Below are 16,476 nucleotides of genomic sequence, written 5' to 3'. Positions count from 1 at the left end.
GGTCAGCTTCCCAGGGCGGCGCGCTGCTTGAGCGGCTCCCACCAGGCGCGGTTGTCGCGGAACCACTGCACGGTGCTCGCCAGGCCGTCGGCGAAGGCCACCCGCGGGGTGTAGCCCAGCTCGGTGGAGATCTTGGTGATGTCGACGGAGTAGCGGCGGTCGTGCGCCTTGCGGTCGATCACCGGCTGGATGAACGAGTCGTCGGTGCCGGTCGCCTCCAGCAGCAGGGCGGTCAGCTCCTTGTTGGTCAGCTCGGTGCCGCCGCCGATGTTGTAGACCTCGCCCGCCCGGCCGCCGTCGGCCACGAGCTGGATGCCGTGGCAGTGGTCGTCGACGTGCAGCCAGTCGCGCACGTTGAGGCCGTCGCCGTAGAGCGGGATCTTCTTGCCGTCCAGCAGGTTCGTGGTGAACAGCGGGATGACCTTCTCCGGGAACTGGTACGGCCCGTAGTTGTTCGAGCAGCGGGTGATGCACACCGGCAGCCCGTGGGTCTTGAAGAACGACCGGGCGATCAGGTCCGAGGACGCCTTCGACGCCGAGTACGGCGAGTTGGGCTCCAGAGGGTGGGTCTCCGGCCACGAGCCCTCGTCGATCGAGCCGTAGACCTCGTCGGTGGAGACGTGCACGAACTTCGACACCTCGGCGTCGACGGCGGCCTGCAGCAGGGTCTGGGTGCCCAGCACGTTGGTCAGCACGAAGTCGGCGGCGCCCAGGATCGAGCGGTCGACGTGCGACTCGGCGGCGAAGTGCACCACCAGGTCCACCCCGGTCATCGTCTGCCGGACCAGTTCGGCGTCGCAGATGTCGCCCTCGACGAAGCGCAGGCGCTCACTGTCCGCGACCGGGTCGAGGTTGGCCCGGTTGCCCGCGTACGTCAGCTTGTCGAACACCACGACCTCGGCGTCCGCCAGGGTCGGGTACGCCCCGCCCAGGGCTTGCCGCACGTAGTGCGACCCGATGAACCCGGCACCGCCCGTGACCAATACCCGCATCTGCTTTCCACCGTCCCTCAGTTCGCGTGATGGGTTCGAGTGTTCCATGCCGCACTACGTCACCTCTGCTCACTACTGAGTGTTGACAGGAGTGACGCTTGATTGGCTCTCAGCATTCGCTGGGTAACCTGTTCGGGGGACGACGGGATGGGGAGGAGCGTGCGTGGACGAGCGTGCGCAACCGGTGGGTGAGTCCGTTGGGCCATCGAGGTGGCTGCGCGCGGGCGGCGCGCTGGTCAAGTCGCTGATCGCCGTGCTCTCCGCCGCGGTCGTGGCGGGCACCGGGTACGGCTGGTGGGGTGTCGGTGACCTCGACGCGAACACCGTCACCACCGACGTGATCGACACCCTGCCCGAGGACTTCGGGCGGGTGCCGCTCGACGGCGCGGTGGACATCCTGCTGGTCGGCATCGACAGCCGCACCGACGCCTACGGCAACCCGCTGCCCAAGGAGGTGCTGGCCATGCTCAACGGCGGCCGGGCCGAGGGCGAGCGCAACACCGACACGATGATCCTGGTGCACATCCCGGTGGACGGGCGCCGGGCGATCGCCTTCTCCTTCCCGCGCGACTCCTGGGTGGACGTCGGCGAGGGCTTCGGCAAGCACAAGCTGAACTCCGCGTTCGTCTACGCCTACAACGACGCCCGCAAGACCCTGTCCGAGCAGGGCGTCGCCGACCCGGAGCTGGACAAGCAGGCCACCGTCGCCGGCCGCAAGAACCTGATCTCCACGATCGAGCGGCTCGTCGGCGGCGCGGTCACCATCGACCGCTACGCCGAGGTGAACCTGGCCAGCTTCTACGAGGTCACCAAGGCCATCGGCGGGGTGGACGTCTGCCTCAACAACGCCGTCGACGAACCCAAGTCCGGCGCGCGGTTCCCGGCGGGCAAGCAGACCGTCTCCGGCGCGGCGGCGCTGTCGTTCGTCCGGCAGCGCTACGAGCTGCCCAATGGCGACCTCGACCGGATCGTGCGGCAGCAGGTGTTCCTCGGGGCGCTGGCGAACAAGGTGCTCTCGGCGGACATGCTGGCCGACCCCGGCAAGGTGCGGGAGCTGGTGACGGCCGTGCAGAAGTCGGTCGTGCTCTCCTCGAACTGGAACCTGTCCACCTTCGCCGCGCAGATGCAGGGGCTCAGCAGCGGCAACATCGAGTTCCGCACCATCCCCAACCAGGGCGACGCCAAGATCGGCGGCGCGGACGTGATCAAGGTCGACCCGACCGAGGTGGCCAGGTTCGTGGCGAGCCTGACCAGCACCGCCGACGAGGAGGCGACCACCCCGTCGTCCCCGTCGGACGAGCTGCCGACGCCGCCCACCACCGCGTCGTCGACCGCGCCGGGGACGCCCGGGGGCGAATCGGGTGTGACGGTCGACGTGCGCAACGGGTCGACCACCCGGGGCCTGGCGAGCACCGTGCTGGACACCCTGGTCCAGGCCGGGTTCACCCCCGGGGAGGTGGGCGACGCGCCGGTGCGCACCGCCACCGTCGTCCAGTACGCCCCGGGCGGGCTGGCCGACGCCCGGTCCGTGGCGGTGTCGCTCGGTGGCGCCGTCAACTACGAGGAGAGCCCCGGTCTGGCCGCAGGCCGGGTGCGGGTGCTGCTCGGCACCGCTTTCACCCCCGGCACCGCGGGCGCGGCCGACCAGGGCCTGTTCGGCGCCCGCCTGTCACCCGATCAGACGACACCGGGCACGACTCCCCCCACTGAGACGGCCCCTCCGGCGAAGATCGACGCAGGCAGCGTCAACTGCGTGAACTGACCCCCGCGTCCATCACGATCGGCGATCTTCTCCGGCGAACCGCCCGGGCCCGGCCGCGGGCGCTGCCACCCTGGAGAGAGCACGCGCGCGTGGAGGAGGAAGTCGTGACGGACCGGCCGACGCCAGGACCGGCGGAGGACACCCCGGGGACCCGGCCCACCGGGGCCGAGCCCGCCGGGGCGCACCCGGCCGGAGCCGGACCCACCGGGACGCCGCGGGCCGAGACCCCACCGGCCGAAACCCAGGCCGCCGAGAACCAGCCGGTCGAAACTCAGCCGGTCGAGGACCAACCCGCCGAAACTCAGCCGGTCGAGGACCAACCCGCCGAAGATCAGCCGGTCGAGGACCAACCCATCGAGGTCCAACCCGCTGAGGTCCAGCCGACCGAGGTCCAGCCGGGTCCGGGCCAGTCCGCCGAGAGCGAGCAGGCGGTCGCCCCGGCCACAGCCGCCCCGGCGGGGGCTGCCGGGGCCGGGACGGGCGCGGTGGCGAGGCGCAGGCGGGGGTCGGGGTGGCTGGTGGCGGGGCGGGTGCTGGTGGCGCTGGTGTCGGCGGCGGTGCTGGCGGGGACCGGGCTGGTGACCGTGCGGGTCGACACCTTCCAGGACAGCGTCACCACCACCGACGCGCTCGCCGAGGCGCAGAACTCCGCCGCCGCGCCACCGGAGGACGACGGCGCCAACGACATCCTGGTCGTCGGCAGCGACACCCGCACCGACCTGCAGGGCAGGCCGCTGTCGGCCCGCATCCTGCGCCAGCTCCGCACCGAGGCCACCGACACGATCAACACCGACACGCTGATCCTGCTGCGGCTGCCCCGCGGCGGCGGGTCGGGCCACGCGATCTCCATCCCGCGCGACACCTCCGTCGAGGTGCCCGGCGCGGGCCAGGAGAAGATCAACGGCGCGTTCGGCGTGACCAAGGCGCGCACCGCGCAGCGGCTGGTCGACGGCGGCGAGACCGACCGGGCCAAGGTCGAGCGGGAGTCCGACAGCGCGGGCCGCACGGCGCTGATCCAGTCCGTGCAGAACCTCACCGGCGTCCGCGTCGACCACTACACCGAGGTGACCCTGTACGGGTTCTACCTGCTCACCGAGGCCGTCGACGGTGTCGAAGTGTGCCTGAACCGCTCCACCAGCGACCCCGACTCCGGTGCCGACTTCCGCGCGGGTCAGCAGACCGTGCGCGGCGGTGACGCGGTGTCGTTCGTCCGGCAGCGCAAGGGCTTGCCGCGCGGGGACCTGGACCGGATCGTGCGGCAGCAGACGTTCCTGGCCTCGGCGATGAACAAGGTGCTCTCCGGTGGCACGCTGACCGACTCGGCGAAGCTGTCGGCGCTGGAGCAGGCGGTGTCGAAGACCGTGGTGATGGACCCGGGGCTGCACTTCCTCGACCTGGTGAACCAGGCGCAGGCGCTGGCCAGTGGGCAGATACGGTTCACCACCATCCCGGTGACCGGCGTCGGTGCCCGCAACGACCGCGGTCAGAGCATCATCACCGTCGACACCGCGGCCGTGCACGCCTACGTCGCCGGGCTCCTGTCGAGCACCCCGCCGTCGCCGCCCGCGCCGCCCTCGGTGCCCGCCGACAACCTGGCGGGCGGCAGGCTGCTCGACCTCGGCGCCCCCGCCCGGCTCGCCGCGGCCGTCCCCTGCGTCGACTGACCCGGGACCGGTTCGGGCGGCAGGGTCGGCCGCGGGCCGATCCACTAGCTTGGGCGTCGTGAGCCTCACCGAGATCCTCCTGCGCCCCCTCCGCTCCTCCTCGGCGAAACCGCTGATCACGCACTACGACGACGCCGCGGGAACCCGGGTGGAGCTGTCGGTGGCGACGGTGGCCAACTGGGCGGCGAAGACGGCGAACTGGCTGGTCGAGGAGCACGACGTGGAGCCGGGCACCCCGGTGGCCGTCCAGTTGCCGCCGCACTGGCAGACCGCGGGCGTGCTGCTCGGCGCCTGGTGGGCGGGCGCGCACGTCACCGCCGACCCGGCCGGTGCCGCGGTCACCTTCGTCGCCCCCGGCGCCTCGGCCCCCGGGACGGTCGCCGCCGTCTCCCTCGACCCGATGGGCCGGGACCTCGGCGGCCCCCGCGACGGCGCGGCCGACTTCGTCGGTGAGGCCCGCCTCTTCGGCGACGACTACTTCGGCTCCCCGGTCGACGGTTCCACCCCGGCACTCGCCGGGCTGACCGTCGACGAGGTCCTGGCCCGGGTGAAGGGCCTCGACCAGGGCGTCCGCGTCCTGTCCACCGCGGAGTGGACCGTTCCCGACGGCATCCTGCGCGCCTTCCTGGCCCCGCTGGCCGCGGGCGGTTCGGTGGTCCAGGTGACCGGCGCGGACCCGGCCCGGCTGGACGATCGCCGCAGGGCCGAGCACACCACCCTCGACATCCTGGGCTGATCCCCCGGTCGTGGCCTTGCCGCCGGACCTTACTTCCAGTAAGTTACGCGGGAGTAGTCAACTCGGGAGGTTGCGGTGAAGTCGTTCGCTGGCAAGGTGGCCGTGGTGACCGGCGCGGGTTCCGGGATCGGCAGGCACCTGGTACTCGGCCTGCTCGCCGAAGGCGCCTCCGTGGCCGCGTCGGACATCGACGAGGTGGGCCTCAAGGAGACCGCGACCAAGGCGGGGGCGGGCGACCGGCTGCGCACCTACCGGCTCGACGTGGCCGACCGCGACGCCATCTACGCCCACGCCGACCAGGTCGTGGCCGACTTCGGCGGCGTGGACCTGGTGTTCAACAACGCAGGCGTGGCGCTCAAGGGCAGCGTGCGGGAGATGTCCGACGCCGACCTCAAGTGGGTCATGGACATCGACTTCTGGGGTGTCGCGCACGGCACCCGGGCGTTCCTGCCGCACCTGGTCAACCGCGGCGGCGGGCACATCACCAACGTCTCCAGCGTGTTCGGCTTCATCGGCGTGCCCACGCAGAGCGCCTACAACGCGGCCAAGTTCGCCGTCCGCGGCTTCACCGAGGCCCTGCGCCAGGAGATGCAGGTGGAGGGGACCGGCATCGGCGTCTCCTGCGTGCACCCCGGCGGCATCAAGACCAACATCGCCCGCAACGCCCGCACCTCGGACCCGGCGCAGATGAAGAGCTTCTCCAAGTCCCTCGACGCGGTCGCGATGACCACGCCGGAGAAGGCCGCGCGCACCATCCTCAACGGCGTGAAGCGCGACAAGGCCCGCATCCTGATCGGCCCGGACGCCTACGTCCTCGACGCGCTGCCCCGCCTGCTCGGCTCGCTGTACCAGCCGCTCGTGCGCAAGGGCACCAGCCGCACCCTCACGAGGCCGAAGAAGAAGTGACCTCCCGGGGTGCCGGTCCGACCGCCTCGACGCGGACCGGCACCCCGTTGAGCACGGCGTTCCCGGAGACCCCGTCGAGCACGGCCGGGTCGGTCAGGTCGTTGGCGCTGGTCGCGCGGTAGCCGTGCGGCAGGCTCACCACCCCGGGCATGACCTCGTCGGAGGACGTCACCGGCACCCGCACCTCACCCACGGCCGAGCGCACGCACACCTCGGCGCCGTCGGTGATCCCGTGCTCGGCTAGGTCGCGCGGGTGCATGAGCAGGTGGTGGCGGGCCCTGCCCCTGGTGAGGCGGTCGACGTCGTTCATCCAGGAGTTGTTGGCCCGCAGGTGCCTGCGGCCGATGAGCAGCAGGCCGTCCCCGGCGCGCAGCTCGCGCACCGCGGCGAGCCCGTCCAGCACGAGCTTCGGCGCCAGGTCGATCCGCTTGTCCTCGGTGCGCAAACGCTGCGGGAACGAGGGCTTGAGCGGACCGAGGTCGATGCCGTTCGGGTTCTTGCGCAGCTTGCGGACCGAGAGTCGGTAGGGGCCGGTGCGCAGGAGGACGTCGAGCAGGACCCTGGGGCTCAGGCGGAGGCGGAGCGTGTCGAACCGCTTGCCCTTGAAGCGCTTGCGGTAGCGGAGACCGAGTTCGCGGAAGATCTCCCAGTCGTGGCGGGCTTCCTCCGGCTTGGGGAGCACCGCGGGGGCGAAGCGGGCGGTGTCGCGGACCGCGAACGCGTTGAAGATGATGTCGTAGTGGTCGCGCTCCAGCAGCGGCGTCGGCGGCAGGATGACGTCGGCGTACCGGGTGGTCTCGGTGACCTTCACGTCGATGGCCACCATGAAGTCCAACCCGGCCAACGCCTTCGCCAACCGTGGCCCGTCCGGAGTGGACAGGACCGGGTTGCCCGCGTTGACGACGAACGCCCTGATCTGCTTGTCCCCCGGCGTCTCGATCTCCTCGGCCAGCACGGCCACGGGCAGCTCACCGGCGAACTCCGGCAGCCCGCGCACCCGGCTGCGCCAGGCGCCGAAGTGCCCCGGTGACACCATCTTGAGCACGTCCACCGCGGGCTTGGTGATCAGCGCGCCGCCGGGCCGGTCGATGTTGCCGGTGAGCACGTTGAGCACCTGGATCGCCCACTGGCACACCGCGCCGTGCTGCTGCATGGACACCCCGGTCCGGCCGTAGCAGACCGCCGACCGCGCCCCGGCGAACTCCCGCGCCAGCCGCTCGGTGGTCGACGCGTCGATCCCGGTGATCGGCGCCGCCCACTCCGGCGTGAACCCCTCGACGGCCTCCCGCACGACACCGACGTTGTCCACATAGGACGGTGGGTTCGCCAGGCCCTCCACCAGGATCGTGCGCACCATCGCCAGCAGCAGCGCGGCATCGGTGCCCGGCCGGACGAAGTGGTGCTCGTCGGCGACCTTGGCGGTCTCGGTGCGCCTCGGGTCGATGACGACCATCCGGCCACCGCGCTCGGCCAGCGCCCGCCGCCGCCCGGCGAAGTCGGGCACGGTCATCAGGCTGCCGTTGGAGGCCATCGGGTTCCCGCCGATCACCAGGAAGTGGTCGGTGCGGTCGAGGTCCGGGATCGGCAGCATCAACTGGTGCCCGTAGAGCAGGTACGCCACCAACTGGTGCGGCAACTGGTCGACGGAGGTGGCCGAGAAGCGGTTGCGGGTGCGCAGCATCCCCGTGAACCCGGTGCCGTGGGTGAGCGCGCCCAGGCTGTGCACGGTCGGGTTGCCCAGGTACACCCCGACCGCGTCCCGCCCGTGCTGCTCCCGGATGTCGGCGAGCCGGGTGGCAACGAGGTCGAAGGCGGCCTCCCACGAGATCGCCTCCCACCCGTCAGCGGTGCGCCGGACGGGCGTCCGCAACCGCTCGCCGTCCGCGTGCAGGTCCGGCAGGGCGACGGCCTTCGGGCACAGGTGCCCCCGCGAGAGCGGGTCCCGCCCGTCCCCCTTGACCGACTCGACCCGCCCGCCCGCGACGGTCAGCTCCAGCCCGCAGCAGGCTTCGCAGAGGTTGCAGGTCGCGAACCGGGTCGTTGTCATGCCGACCAGTCCACCCACCGCGCCCGGCCCCCGTCAACCTCAGCCCGATCGTCAGCTCAATCGTCAGCCCAGTCCTCAGCCCATCGTCTTCTGCCCGTCGAGGCCCTCGCGGACGATGTCGGCGTGCCCCGCGTGCTGCGCGGTCTCGGCGATGATGTGCAACAGCACCCGCCGCACCGACCGGCTCTTGCCCACCTCGAACCACGGCGCCACCGGCAGCGGGTGCGCCAGGTCCAGGTCCGCCGTCGCCACCAGCGCGTCGGTGGCCGCGGCGATCTCGGCGTACTCGGCCAGCAGCCCCTCCACCGTCTCCCCCTCGGTCATCCGGAACTCCGCCGACCAGTCGGCCTCGACGCTCTCCATCTCCTCCGCGCCGCCCCGGATGAACCGCGCCCACGCCGCCTCGGTGTGCGCCACGTGCTTGATCAGCCCGCCGAGGGTCAGCTCGCTGGCGCCGGTCCGGGTCCGCGCCTGCTCCTCGGTGATCCCGCGGACGGTGAACCGCAGGAAGCCGCGGTGGGTGCGCAGCGTCTCCAGCAGGTCCGCGCGCTCACCGGTGAGGTTCTCGACGGGCTCGGCCTGGGTGCGGTCCTGGATCAGGTTCATGGTGTTCGCCTTCGCTCTCGGTCTGATGAGGAGAACTCTAGGACCCATTGCGGACAGGTTCGGTCCGCAAGCACAAGGAGATCGGAAAATGTCGAAGGCCCGGTCCGCAGACCGGGCCTTCGACGGGGCTGGGGCTCAGCCCTTGAGCAACTGGCGGGCCATCACCATGCGCTGGATCTGGTTCGTGCCCTCGTAGATCTGGGTGATCTTGGCGTCGCGCATCATGCGCTCCACCGGGAAGTCGCGGGTGTAGCCCGCGCCGCCGAAGAGCTGCACGGCGTCGGTGGTGACCTCCATGGCGGTGTCGGAGGCGAAGGTCTTCGCGGCCGAGGAGGCGAAGGAGGCGTCCGGCTCGCCGCGCTCGACCTTGGCGGCGGCGGCGTAGACCAGGTGGCGGGCGGCCTCGATCTTCATGGCCATGTCCGCGAGCATGAACTGCACGCCCTGGAAGGTGCCGATGGACTTGCCGAACTGCTTGCGGTCCTTGACGTAGGCGATCGTCTGGTCCAGCGCACCCTGCGCGATGCCCAGCGCCTGCGCGCCGATGGAGTGCCGGGTGTGGTCGAGGGTGCGGAACGCCAGCCGCAGGCCCTGGCCGGGCTCGCCGATGACCCGGTTCTCCGGGATGGTGCAGTTCTCGAAGTAGATCTCGCGGGTGGGCGAACCCTTGATGCCGAGCTTGCGCTCCTTCGGGCCGACCGAGAAGCCGGGGTCGTCCTTGTGCACGATGAACGCGGAGATGCCGTCGGCGGGCTTGGCCGCGTCCGGGTTCGTCACCGCCATGACCGTGTACCAGCTCGAGATGCCCGCGTTGGTGATCCAGCACTTGGTGCCGTTGAGGACCCAGTGGTCGCCGTCGAGGCGGGCGCGGGTGCGCATGGAGGCGGTGTCGGACCCGGCCTCGCGCTCGGACAGCGCGTAGGAGGCCATCTCACCGCCCGCGGCGATGGTGGGGAGGACCTCCCTCTTGAGCTCCTCCGACCCGCCCAGGATCAGGTTCATGGTGCCGAGCTTGTTGACCGCCGGGATCAGCGAGGACGACGCGCACACCCGCGCGATCTCCTCGATCACGATGTTGCCCGCGATCGAGTCGGCACCCTGCCCGTCGTAGACCTCGGCGATGTGCGGGGCGTTGAAGCCCGCCTTGTTCAACGCCTCCAGCGCCTCGGTGGGGTAGCGCTCCTGCTCGTCGACCTCCGTGGCGTACGGGGCGATCTCCTTCTCCGCGAGGTCGCGAACGGCCTCGCGCAGGGCGTTGTGCTCGTCGCCGAGCCGGTACAGACCGAAGCCCGCGTCCACTGTCTACCTCCACGTCTCGAGACCCGCGACCATGTTAGTACGCGTTCACTTCGCGGCCCTGTGTTCTCACGCACCCGGGGGAAGCCCCTTGGCGCAGGGGTTACCATTTAGTAACTTACCCGCAGGTACCTGTTGTCGTCGCCCGGGGAGACCGTCATGACCGGCTTGCTGTTCAACCCCGCCGACCACGACCCCGCCCACTTCGACCCGGAAACCCGCAGGCTCCTGCGCGCCACCATCGACTGGTTCGAGACGCGCGGGAAGCGGACCCTGGTGGAGAAGTTCCACGCGAAGGAGTTCCACGCCGACTTCCTGCGCTTCGCCGCCGAGGAGCAGCTCTTCGCGACGCTGCTGACCCCGCGCGCGGAGGCGGGCCGGGCCGCGGACAAGCGCTGGGACACCGCCCGGATCGCCGCCCTGTCGGAGGTCCTGGGCTTCTACGGGCTCAGCTACTGGTACCCGTGGCAGGTCACGATCCTCGGCCTCGGACCGGTGTGGCAGAGCACCAACCAGGCCGCCCGCACCCGCGCCGCCGCACTGCTCGACGACGGCGGCGTGTGCGCGTTCGGCCTGTCCGAGAAGGACCACGGCGCCGACATCTACGCCACCGACATGGTGCTCACCCCCGACGGCGCGGGCGGGTACCGCGCCACCGGCGGCAAGTACTACATCGGCAACGGCAACGTCGCCGGGGTGGTGTCGGTGTTCGGCCGGGTCGAGGGCGTCGAGGGCCCGGACGGCTACGTCTTCTTCGTCGCCGACAGCGCGCACCCGGCCTACCACCTGGTCAAGAACGTGGTGCCGTCGCAGATCTACGTCTCGGAGTTCCGCCTGGAGGACTACCCGGTCCGCGCCGAGGACGTCCTGCACACCGGCCAGGCCGCGTTCGACGCCGCGCTGAACACGGTCAACATCGGCAAGTTCAACCTGTGCTTCGGCGGCATCGGCATCGCCGAGCACGCCTTCTACGAGGCCATCACCCACGCCAACAACCGGGTCCTCTACGGCAACCGCGTCACCGCGTTCCCCCACGTCCGCGCCCAGTTCGTGGAGGCGTACGCCCGCCTGGTCGCGGCCAAGCTGTTCTGCGACCGCGCCATCGATTACTTCCGCTCGGCCAACCCGGACGACCGCCGCTACCTGCTGTTCAACCCGGTCACCAAGATGAAGGCCACCACCGAGGCGGAGCGCGTCGTCGGCCTGCTGACCGAGGTCGTCGCCGCCAAGAGCTTCGAGGCCGACACCTACCTGACGGTCGCCGCCACCGACATCCGCGGCCTGCCCAAGCTGGAGGGCACGGTCGCGGTCAACCTCGCCCTGATCCTCAAGTTCATGCCCCAGTACCTCTTCGCCCCCCAGCCCTACCCCCACGTCCCCACCCGCCACGACCCCGAGGACGACGAGTTCCTGTTCCGCCAGGGCCCCGCCCGCGGCCTGGGCACCATCCGCTTCCACGACTGGCGCGAGTCCTACCGCACCTTCCAGCACGTGCCGAACGTGGCCGTCTTCAGCGAACAGGCCGACGGCCTGGCCCAACTGCTGTCCACCGCCCCACCCTCGGCCGCGCAGCAGAAGGACCTGGACTTCGCCCTGGCCTTGGGCGAGCTGTTCACGCTGGTGGTCTACGGCCAGCTCATCCTGGAACAGGCGGAACTGATCGGCCTGGAGACGCAGGTGATCGACCAGGTCTTCGACACCCTGGTCCGCGACTTCTCCGGCTACGCCGTCGCCCTGCACGGCAAGCCGTCCTCCACGTCGGCCCAGCAGCGCTGGGCCCTGACCGCCATCCGCAAACCGGACGTCGACCAGGGCCGCTTCGACCACGTGTGGGAACAGGTCGCCGCGCTGTCGGGCGCCTACGAGATGAAGCCGTAGCCGGGCCTGCCCTTACATCCGCACGCCGACCCAGCTCGCGAAGTCGGACAGGCTTTCGCCGGATTGCCGACGAGCAGGAAGGCTTGGGCCGTATCCTGCCGGTGGTGGCCCGCGCGTGCTGGGGCGATGGCGGCGGGCGGTCGTAACGATGCCACTGCGCTCGCGACAACCGAAACAGCAGGGCGAGAGGATGATCAGTGTCCGTCCAGTCACCACCCATTCTTCAGGTCGCCCTCCTGATTCCGCCAGAGATCCAGTTGGGGCTCGACGCACGTGAACTGGTGCGAAACGGAGGCGTGGTTCGCGACTTGTTGGGACAAGTCGTCACGCACCTCAAAGAGGGCGATCTGCCCAGTAGGGGTTCAGGTGCAGCACAACGCGTGGCGGCGCTCCTGAAGGACCGCCGCGTTGTCACTACCATCGTCCTCAGCAGCGCCGTTGGAGGCACTGCCGCAACTCTTGCGGTGAAGCACCGGCTTCAAGCCAAGAGGTGCGCCAAGAACCTCAACGCTTCCTTGATCACGTATCTGGAAGCGGCTCGCGACGGCACCCTCGACGGGCACACGATCGATTGTCTCCTATCCGATCTGAGCGCGGCGGAACGGTACTCGAAGAACGGGCAGGTTGCCGTGGCCACAGCCCTCGTCGACTTCGTGGTCGACTACACGCGCAAGCATGCCGAGGCGAACTCCTTCGACTTGGGCGAACTGGATGAGGCAACCCCTGCTTCCGAGCAGAGCGCAGTTGCAGACCTGCGTCGTCATGTCGAAGCGCAGAGAAGGATCTTCTCCGACGCTGCCCGGTGACGAGGATGGCATCGGCGGTGGCGTCCACCAGCCACGGGTCTACCGTCGGCCGCCGCACCCCGGCCAACACCACCCCCGGTCGACCCGACGTGAGCCGAACAGCATCACGAAACGCTAGAGCGACGCCCGCAGCTTGGCGTCCTTCTCCAGGACCATCGCCTCCAGGTCCCGGGAGAACTGCGCCAGCCGCTCCCGCAACCCCTCGTCCGCAGCCGCCAGGATGCGCACCGCCAGCAGACCGGCGTTGCGCGCCCCGCCCACCGACACCGTGGCCACCGGGATGCCCGCGGGCATCTGCACGATCGACAGCAGCGAGTCCATCCCGTCGAGGTACTTCAGCGGTACCGGCACGCCGATGACCGGCAGGACGGTGGCCGAGGCGACCATCCCGGGCAGGTGCGCGGCCCCGCCCGCCCCCGCGATGATCACCCGCAGGCCGCGGTCGGCGGCGGAGGTGGCGTAGTCGAGCATCCGCTGCGGGGTGCGGTGCGCGGAGACCACGTTGACCTCGTGCGGGACGTCGAACTCGGTGAGTGCTTCTGCGGCCAGTCGCATGACCGGCCAGTCCGAGTCGCTGCCCATGATCAGGCCGACTCGCGGCGCCAGGTCAGTCATCCGGTGCTCCTAGTGGATCTCGTGGCCGTCGAGCCATTCGGCGTGCGACAGCCAGTGGGCGGCGAGCTTGGCGCGGGTGCGCAGCTCCGGCAGGGAGTCGCCGAGGAGGGTGACGTGGCCGACCTTGCGGCCGGGGCGCTCCTGCTTGCCGTAGAAGTGGGCGTTCGCGTCGCGGTAGCGGGCGTAGAGGTGGTGCAGGCGCTCGTCGACGGCCATGGTGGGGGCGGTCGGGGCGCCGAGGACGTTGGCCATGACCACGGCGGGGGCCACCGGGTCGGTCGCGCCCAGGGGGTAGTCGAGCACGGCGCGCAGGTGTTGTTCGAACTGGGAGGTGCGGGCGCCCTCGATGGTCCAGTGCCCGGAGTTGTGCGGGCGCATGGCGAGTTCGTTGACCACCAGGCCGCCGGGGGTGTCGAACAGCTCGACCGCCATGACGCCGACGACGCCCAGTTCGTCCGCGATGCGCAGCGCCAGGTCCTGGGCGGCCTCGGACTGCTCGGCCGTCACGTCCGGGGCGGGCGCCAGGACCTCGACGCAGATCCCGTCGACCTGGACGGTTTCCACCAGGGGCCAGCAGCCGCCCTGGCCGAACGGGGAGCGGGCGACCAGCGCGGCCAGCTCCCGGCGCATGTCGACCTTCTCCTCCGCCAGCAGCGGGGTGCCCGCGGCGAGGAGTTCGGGGACCAGCGCGGCGGCCTCGCCCGCGTCGGCGACCAGCCACACGCCGCGGCCGTCGTAGCCGCCGCGGGCGGCCTTGAGCACGCACGGCCAGCCGTGGGCGTCGCCGAAGGAGACCAGGTCTTCGGTGCCGGCGACCTCGGCGAACGCGGGGACGGGCAGGCCGAGGTCGGCGAGCCTGCGGCGCATCACCAGCTTGTCCTGGGCGTGCACCAGCGCGTCCGGCCCGGGGCGGACCTCAACACCGTCGGCGACCAGGGCGCGCAGGTGCTCGGTGGGGACGTGCTCGTGGTCGAAGGTCAGCACGTCGACCGTGGCCGCGAAGCCGCGCAGGGCGTCGAGGTCGGTGTGGTGGCCGAGGGTGGTGTTCGGCGTGACCAGCGGGGCGGGCTCGTCGGCGGAGACGGCGAGCACGTGCAGGGACTGGCCGAGGGTCACGGCGGCCTGGTGCGTCATCCGCGCCAGCTGACCGCCGCCGACCATCCCGACCACGGGGAAACCGGTGCGTGGGTCCACGAGCAGGGGACTCTACCCAGCTACCCGCGGGCCGCTCGGACCCGCCTGACCAGCACGATCGCCCCGACCACCAGCGGCACCAGCAGGTAGGCGCTGCCGATCACGTACTCCGGCGGTGTCCACTCGAACTCCACGGCCAGGCCGTTGCGCATGGCCAGCAGGACGCAGCTCGCGAACACCAGGACCACCGCCGCGACCGGCCACCAGGCGCGCCGGTCGCGCGGGTCGTCGATCCGGGAGATGAGGAACACCAGCAGCGGCACCACCCACACCCAGTGGTGCGACCAGGACACCGGGCTGACCAGGAGCCCGAGGAACGCCGTCACCAGCAGCGCGGGCAGCGGCTGGAGCCTGCGCACCCACAGCGCGCACGGCACCGCGAGCACCGCGGCGATCGGGATGACCACGCGCATGGACCAGTCGGCGTTGTCGGTCAGCCGCAGGACCAGGCCGTTGAGGGACTGGTTGCCCGCCCAGAAGATCGGGCCGATGCGCTGCGGGTCCTGCACGGCCTCGCCCCAGAACTGCACCACGTCGTGCCGGACCCAGAGGAACATCACCGCCTGGAGCACCAGGAACGTGGCCACCGCGCGCAGGGCGTCCCAGCGGCGGCCGATCACCAGCAGGTGCGCCACGAAGATCAGCGGCGTCAGCTTCACCGCCGCCGCCACGCCCACCAGCACCCCGCCGAACCGGTTGCCGCGTGCGCCCAGGACCAGCACGTCCACCACGACCAGGAGCATCAGGATCATGTTGATCTGGCCGAGGAACAGCGTGCGCCACACCGGTTCCAGGCCCAGCAGCGCGATCCCGAGCACCACCGTGGTCCGGTCCGGGTCCATCCACCGCGGCCGGTCGGGCAGGGCGGCGATCGACAGCCGGACCACCGCGGCCAGGGACGCGACGGTGATCGCCCCCAGGATCCCCCAGGCCACTTGGGTCGGCACCAGCGCCAGCGGGATGAACAGCAGCGCGGCCGTCGGCGGGTAGGTGAACGGCAGCCGCGCCCAGGACGGCTCCGCGCTCAGCGACATGGCGTCGTAGAGGGGTTCGCCGTGCAGCAGCGCCACCGCGCCCGACCGGTACACCGCGTTGTCGACCCCGAGGTGCCACCCCAGCGCCCAGCCCACGATCCCGGCGACCACGCACAGCGCGGGGAACACCGACAACGCGGCCCGGCGCGGGCGTGGCGGCGCCCCGACGCCCTCGGCCTGCTCCGTCACGCGCACAGCAAACCACGGCCCCGATCTCCGATCGACGCGCCCGAGGATTCAGGTGAAACCCGTGTGAGGTTCCTGGTCAGGCGCGGGCCACCTCGCGCAGCACGCGCAGCGCCTCGACCTCCGTCCCCGGCAGGCGTTCCACCCGGGCCCCGAGGCGGGCGGCGGCGAGCGACGGGTCCGCGGCCAGCCGGTCGGCGATCAGCCGCCAGGCCGCGATGGCGCGGTCGCCCAGGCCGGGTTCGCGCGGGGCGAGCACGACCGCGGTCGACGGGCCGAGGGTGGCGACGGTCTCGCCGCCGTCGAACACCTCCCGCAGCGCGTCGGCGACGAGCACCTGCGCCACCAGCCGCGACCAGCCCACCACCGCGCTGAGGTCGACGGTCACCACCAGCAGCGCCATCCAGTCCGGAGCGAGGCCGTGCCTGCCCGCGTGCCGGTGGACCTCGCCGAGGCGGACCCGCAGGTAGTCGAGGGTGGCCAGGCCGGTCAGCGGGTCGGCGGGGCGGCCGGGCAGGGTGGCGGCCTCGGCCCACGCCTCCGCGGCGGGCCGCAGGAACGCGACCGGCAGCGCGTCGGTGTTCGGCGCGACCAGGCCGTCCGGCACGGTGAGCACCGCGTGCAGGGCGGCCAGGTCGGTCAGGGTCTCCGCGAGGCAGGCGCCGCCGTGCGCCCGCGCCCGGCCGAGCGCGGCCAGCGGGGCAGCCAGGTCGGCGCCCGCGGCAGCGGCCCGGCAGACCGCGTCGACCTCGGC

The 16,476-nt window shown here is 71.4% G+C and carries 14 protein-coding genes; 6 read left to right on the top strand and 8 right to left on the bottom strand.

Going from position 1 to position 16,476, the window contains the following annotated elements:
- Positions 1–2 precede the first annotated feature (2 nt).
- Complete coding sequence (rfbB, locus tag L6E12_RS18850) at positions 3–992, bottom strand: dTDP-glucose 4,6-dehydratase (protein WP_236229239.1); 990 nt, start codon at positions 990–992, stop codon at positions 3–5.
- Between the two features lie 163 nt (positions 993–1,155).
- On the opposite strand from rfbB, the gene L6E12_RS18845 reads away from it, so the two are divergent.
- The 4 genes from L6E12_RS18845 to L6E12_RS18830 all read left to right on the top strand — a co-directional run bounded on the left by L6E12_RS18845 (position 1,156) and on the right by L6E12_RS18830 (position 6,060).
- Positions 1,156–2,754 carry an LCP family protein gene (locus tag L6E12_RS18845; protein WP_236229238.1) on the top strand — a complete coding sequence of 533 codons (1,599 nt, stop codon included), beginning with the start codon at positions 1,156–1,158 and terminating at the stop codon, positions 2,752–2,754.
- Between the two features lie 104 nt (positions 2,755–2,858).
- Entirely contained in the window at positions 2,859–4,418 is a 1,560-nt protein-coding gene (locus L6E12_RS35465) for an LCP family protein (RefSeq protein ID WP_308075002.1), read from the top strand.
- 58 nt (positions 4,419–4,476) lie between these two features.
- The gene (locus tag L6E12_RS18835) at positions 4,477–5,154 is read left to right on the top strand and encodes a TIGR03089 family protein (protein ID WP_236229237.1); all 678 of its coding nucleotides are present in this window, start codon (positions 4,477–4,479) and stop codon (positions 5,152–5,154) included.
- Between the two features lie 75 nt (positions 5,155–5,229).
- On the top strand, positions 5,230–6,060 hold the full coding sequence (locus L6E12_RS18830; protein WP_236229236.1) for an SDR family oxidoreductase: 831 nt from the start codon (positions 5,230–5,232) through the stop codon (positions 6,058–6,060).
- Here the strand turns inward: L6E12_RS18830 and L6E12_RS18825 are convergent.
- From L6E12_RS18825 to L6E12_RS18815, 3 genes are all read right to left on the bottom strand, one after another.
- On the bottom strand, positions 6,038–8,107 hold the full coding sequence (locus L6E12_RS18825; RefSeq protein WP_236229235.1) for a molybdopterin-dependent oxidoreductase: 2,070 nt from the start codon (positions 8,105–8,107) through the stop codon (positions 6,038–6,040). The two genes, L6E12_RS18830 and L6E12_RS18825, sit on opposite strands and share 23 nt — an antisense overlap.
- Positions 8,108–8,182: 75 nt before the next feature.
- Positions 8,183–8,713 (bottom strand): DinB family protein, encoded by a 531-nt coding sequence (locus L6E12_RS18820; protein WP_236229234.1) that lies wholly within the window; start codon positions 8,711–8,713, stop codon positions 8,183–8,185.
- 135 nt (positions 8,714–8,848) lie between these two features.
- Positions 8,849–10,012, bottom strand: coding sequence for an acyl-CoA dehydrogenase family protein (locus L6E12_RS18815; RefSeq protein WP_236229233.1), 1,164 nt, complete (start codon positions 10,010–10,012; stop codon positions 8,849–8,851).
- A gap of 156 nt (positions 10,013–10,168) precedes the next feature.
- Between L6E12_RS18815 and L6E12_RS18810 the strand changes: the two genes are divergently transcribed.
- Positions 10,169–11,887 carry an acyl-CoA dehydrogenase family protein gene (locus L6E12_RS18810; protein WP_236229232.1) on the top strand — a complete coding sequence of 573 codons (1,719 nt, stop codon included), beginning with the start codon at positions 10,169–10,171 and terminating at the stop codon, positions 11,885–11,887.
- 197 nt (positions 11,888–12,084) lie between these two features.
- A complete protein-coding gene (locus tag L6E12_RS18805; RefSeq protein WP_236229231.1) occupies positions 12,085–12,693 on the top strand; it encodes a hypothetical protein in 609 nt (202 codons plus the stop codon).
- Between the two features lie 114 nt (positions 12,694–12,807).
- Here L6E12_RS18805 and purE read toward each other — a convergent pair whose 3' ends face one another.
- The 4 genes from purE to L6E12_RS18785 form a co-directional block, all read right to left on the bottom strand.
- On the bottom strand, positions 12,808–13,299 hold the full coding sequence (purE, locus tag L6E12_RS18800) for a 5-(carboxyamino)imidazole ribonucleotide mutase (RefSeq protein WP_110079734.1): 492 nt from the start codon (positions 13,297–13,299) through the stop codon (positions 12,808–12,810).
- Between the two features lie 18 nt (positions 13,300–13,317).
- Positions 13,318–14,502, bottom strand: coding sequence for a 5-(carboxyamino)imidazole ribonucleotide synthase (locus tag L6E12_RS18795; protein WP_236229230.1), 1,185 nt, complete (start codon positions 14,500–14,502; stop codon positions 13,318–13,320).
- A gap of 20 nt (positions 14,503–14,522) precedes the next feature.
- Complete coding sequence (locus L6E12_RS18790; RefSeq protein ID WP_236229229.1) at positions 14,523–15,725, bottom strand: glycosyltransferase 87 family protein; 1,203 nt, start codon at positions 15,723–15,725, stop codon at positions 14,523–14,525.
- Between the two features lie 76 nt (positions 15,726–15,801).
- Positions 15,802–16,476, bottom strand: a 675-nt coding sequence (locus tag L6E12_RS18785; RefSeq protein WP_236229228.1) for a GGDEF domain-containing protein, incomplete at its 5' end; no start/stop codon positions are given.

The sequence above is a fragment of the Actinokineospora sp. PR83 genome, assembly GCF_021056305.1.
Taxonomy (GTDB): domain Bacteria; phylum Actinomycetota; class Actinomycetes; order Mycobacteriales; family Pseudonocardiaceae; genus Actinokineospora; species Actinokineospora spheciospongiae.
The sequence above is the reverse complement of the archived record's forward strand: the minus strand, read 5'-3'. Positions and strand labels throughout refer to the sequence as shown.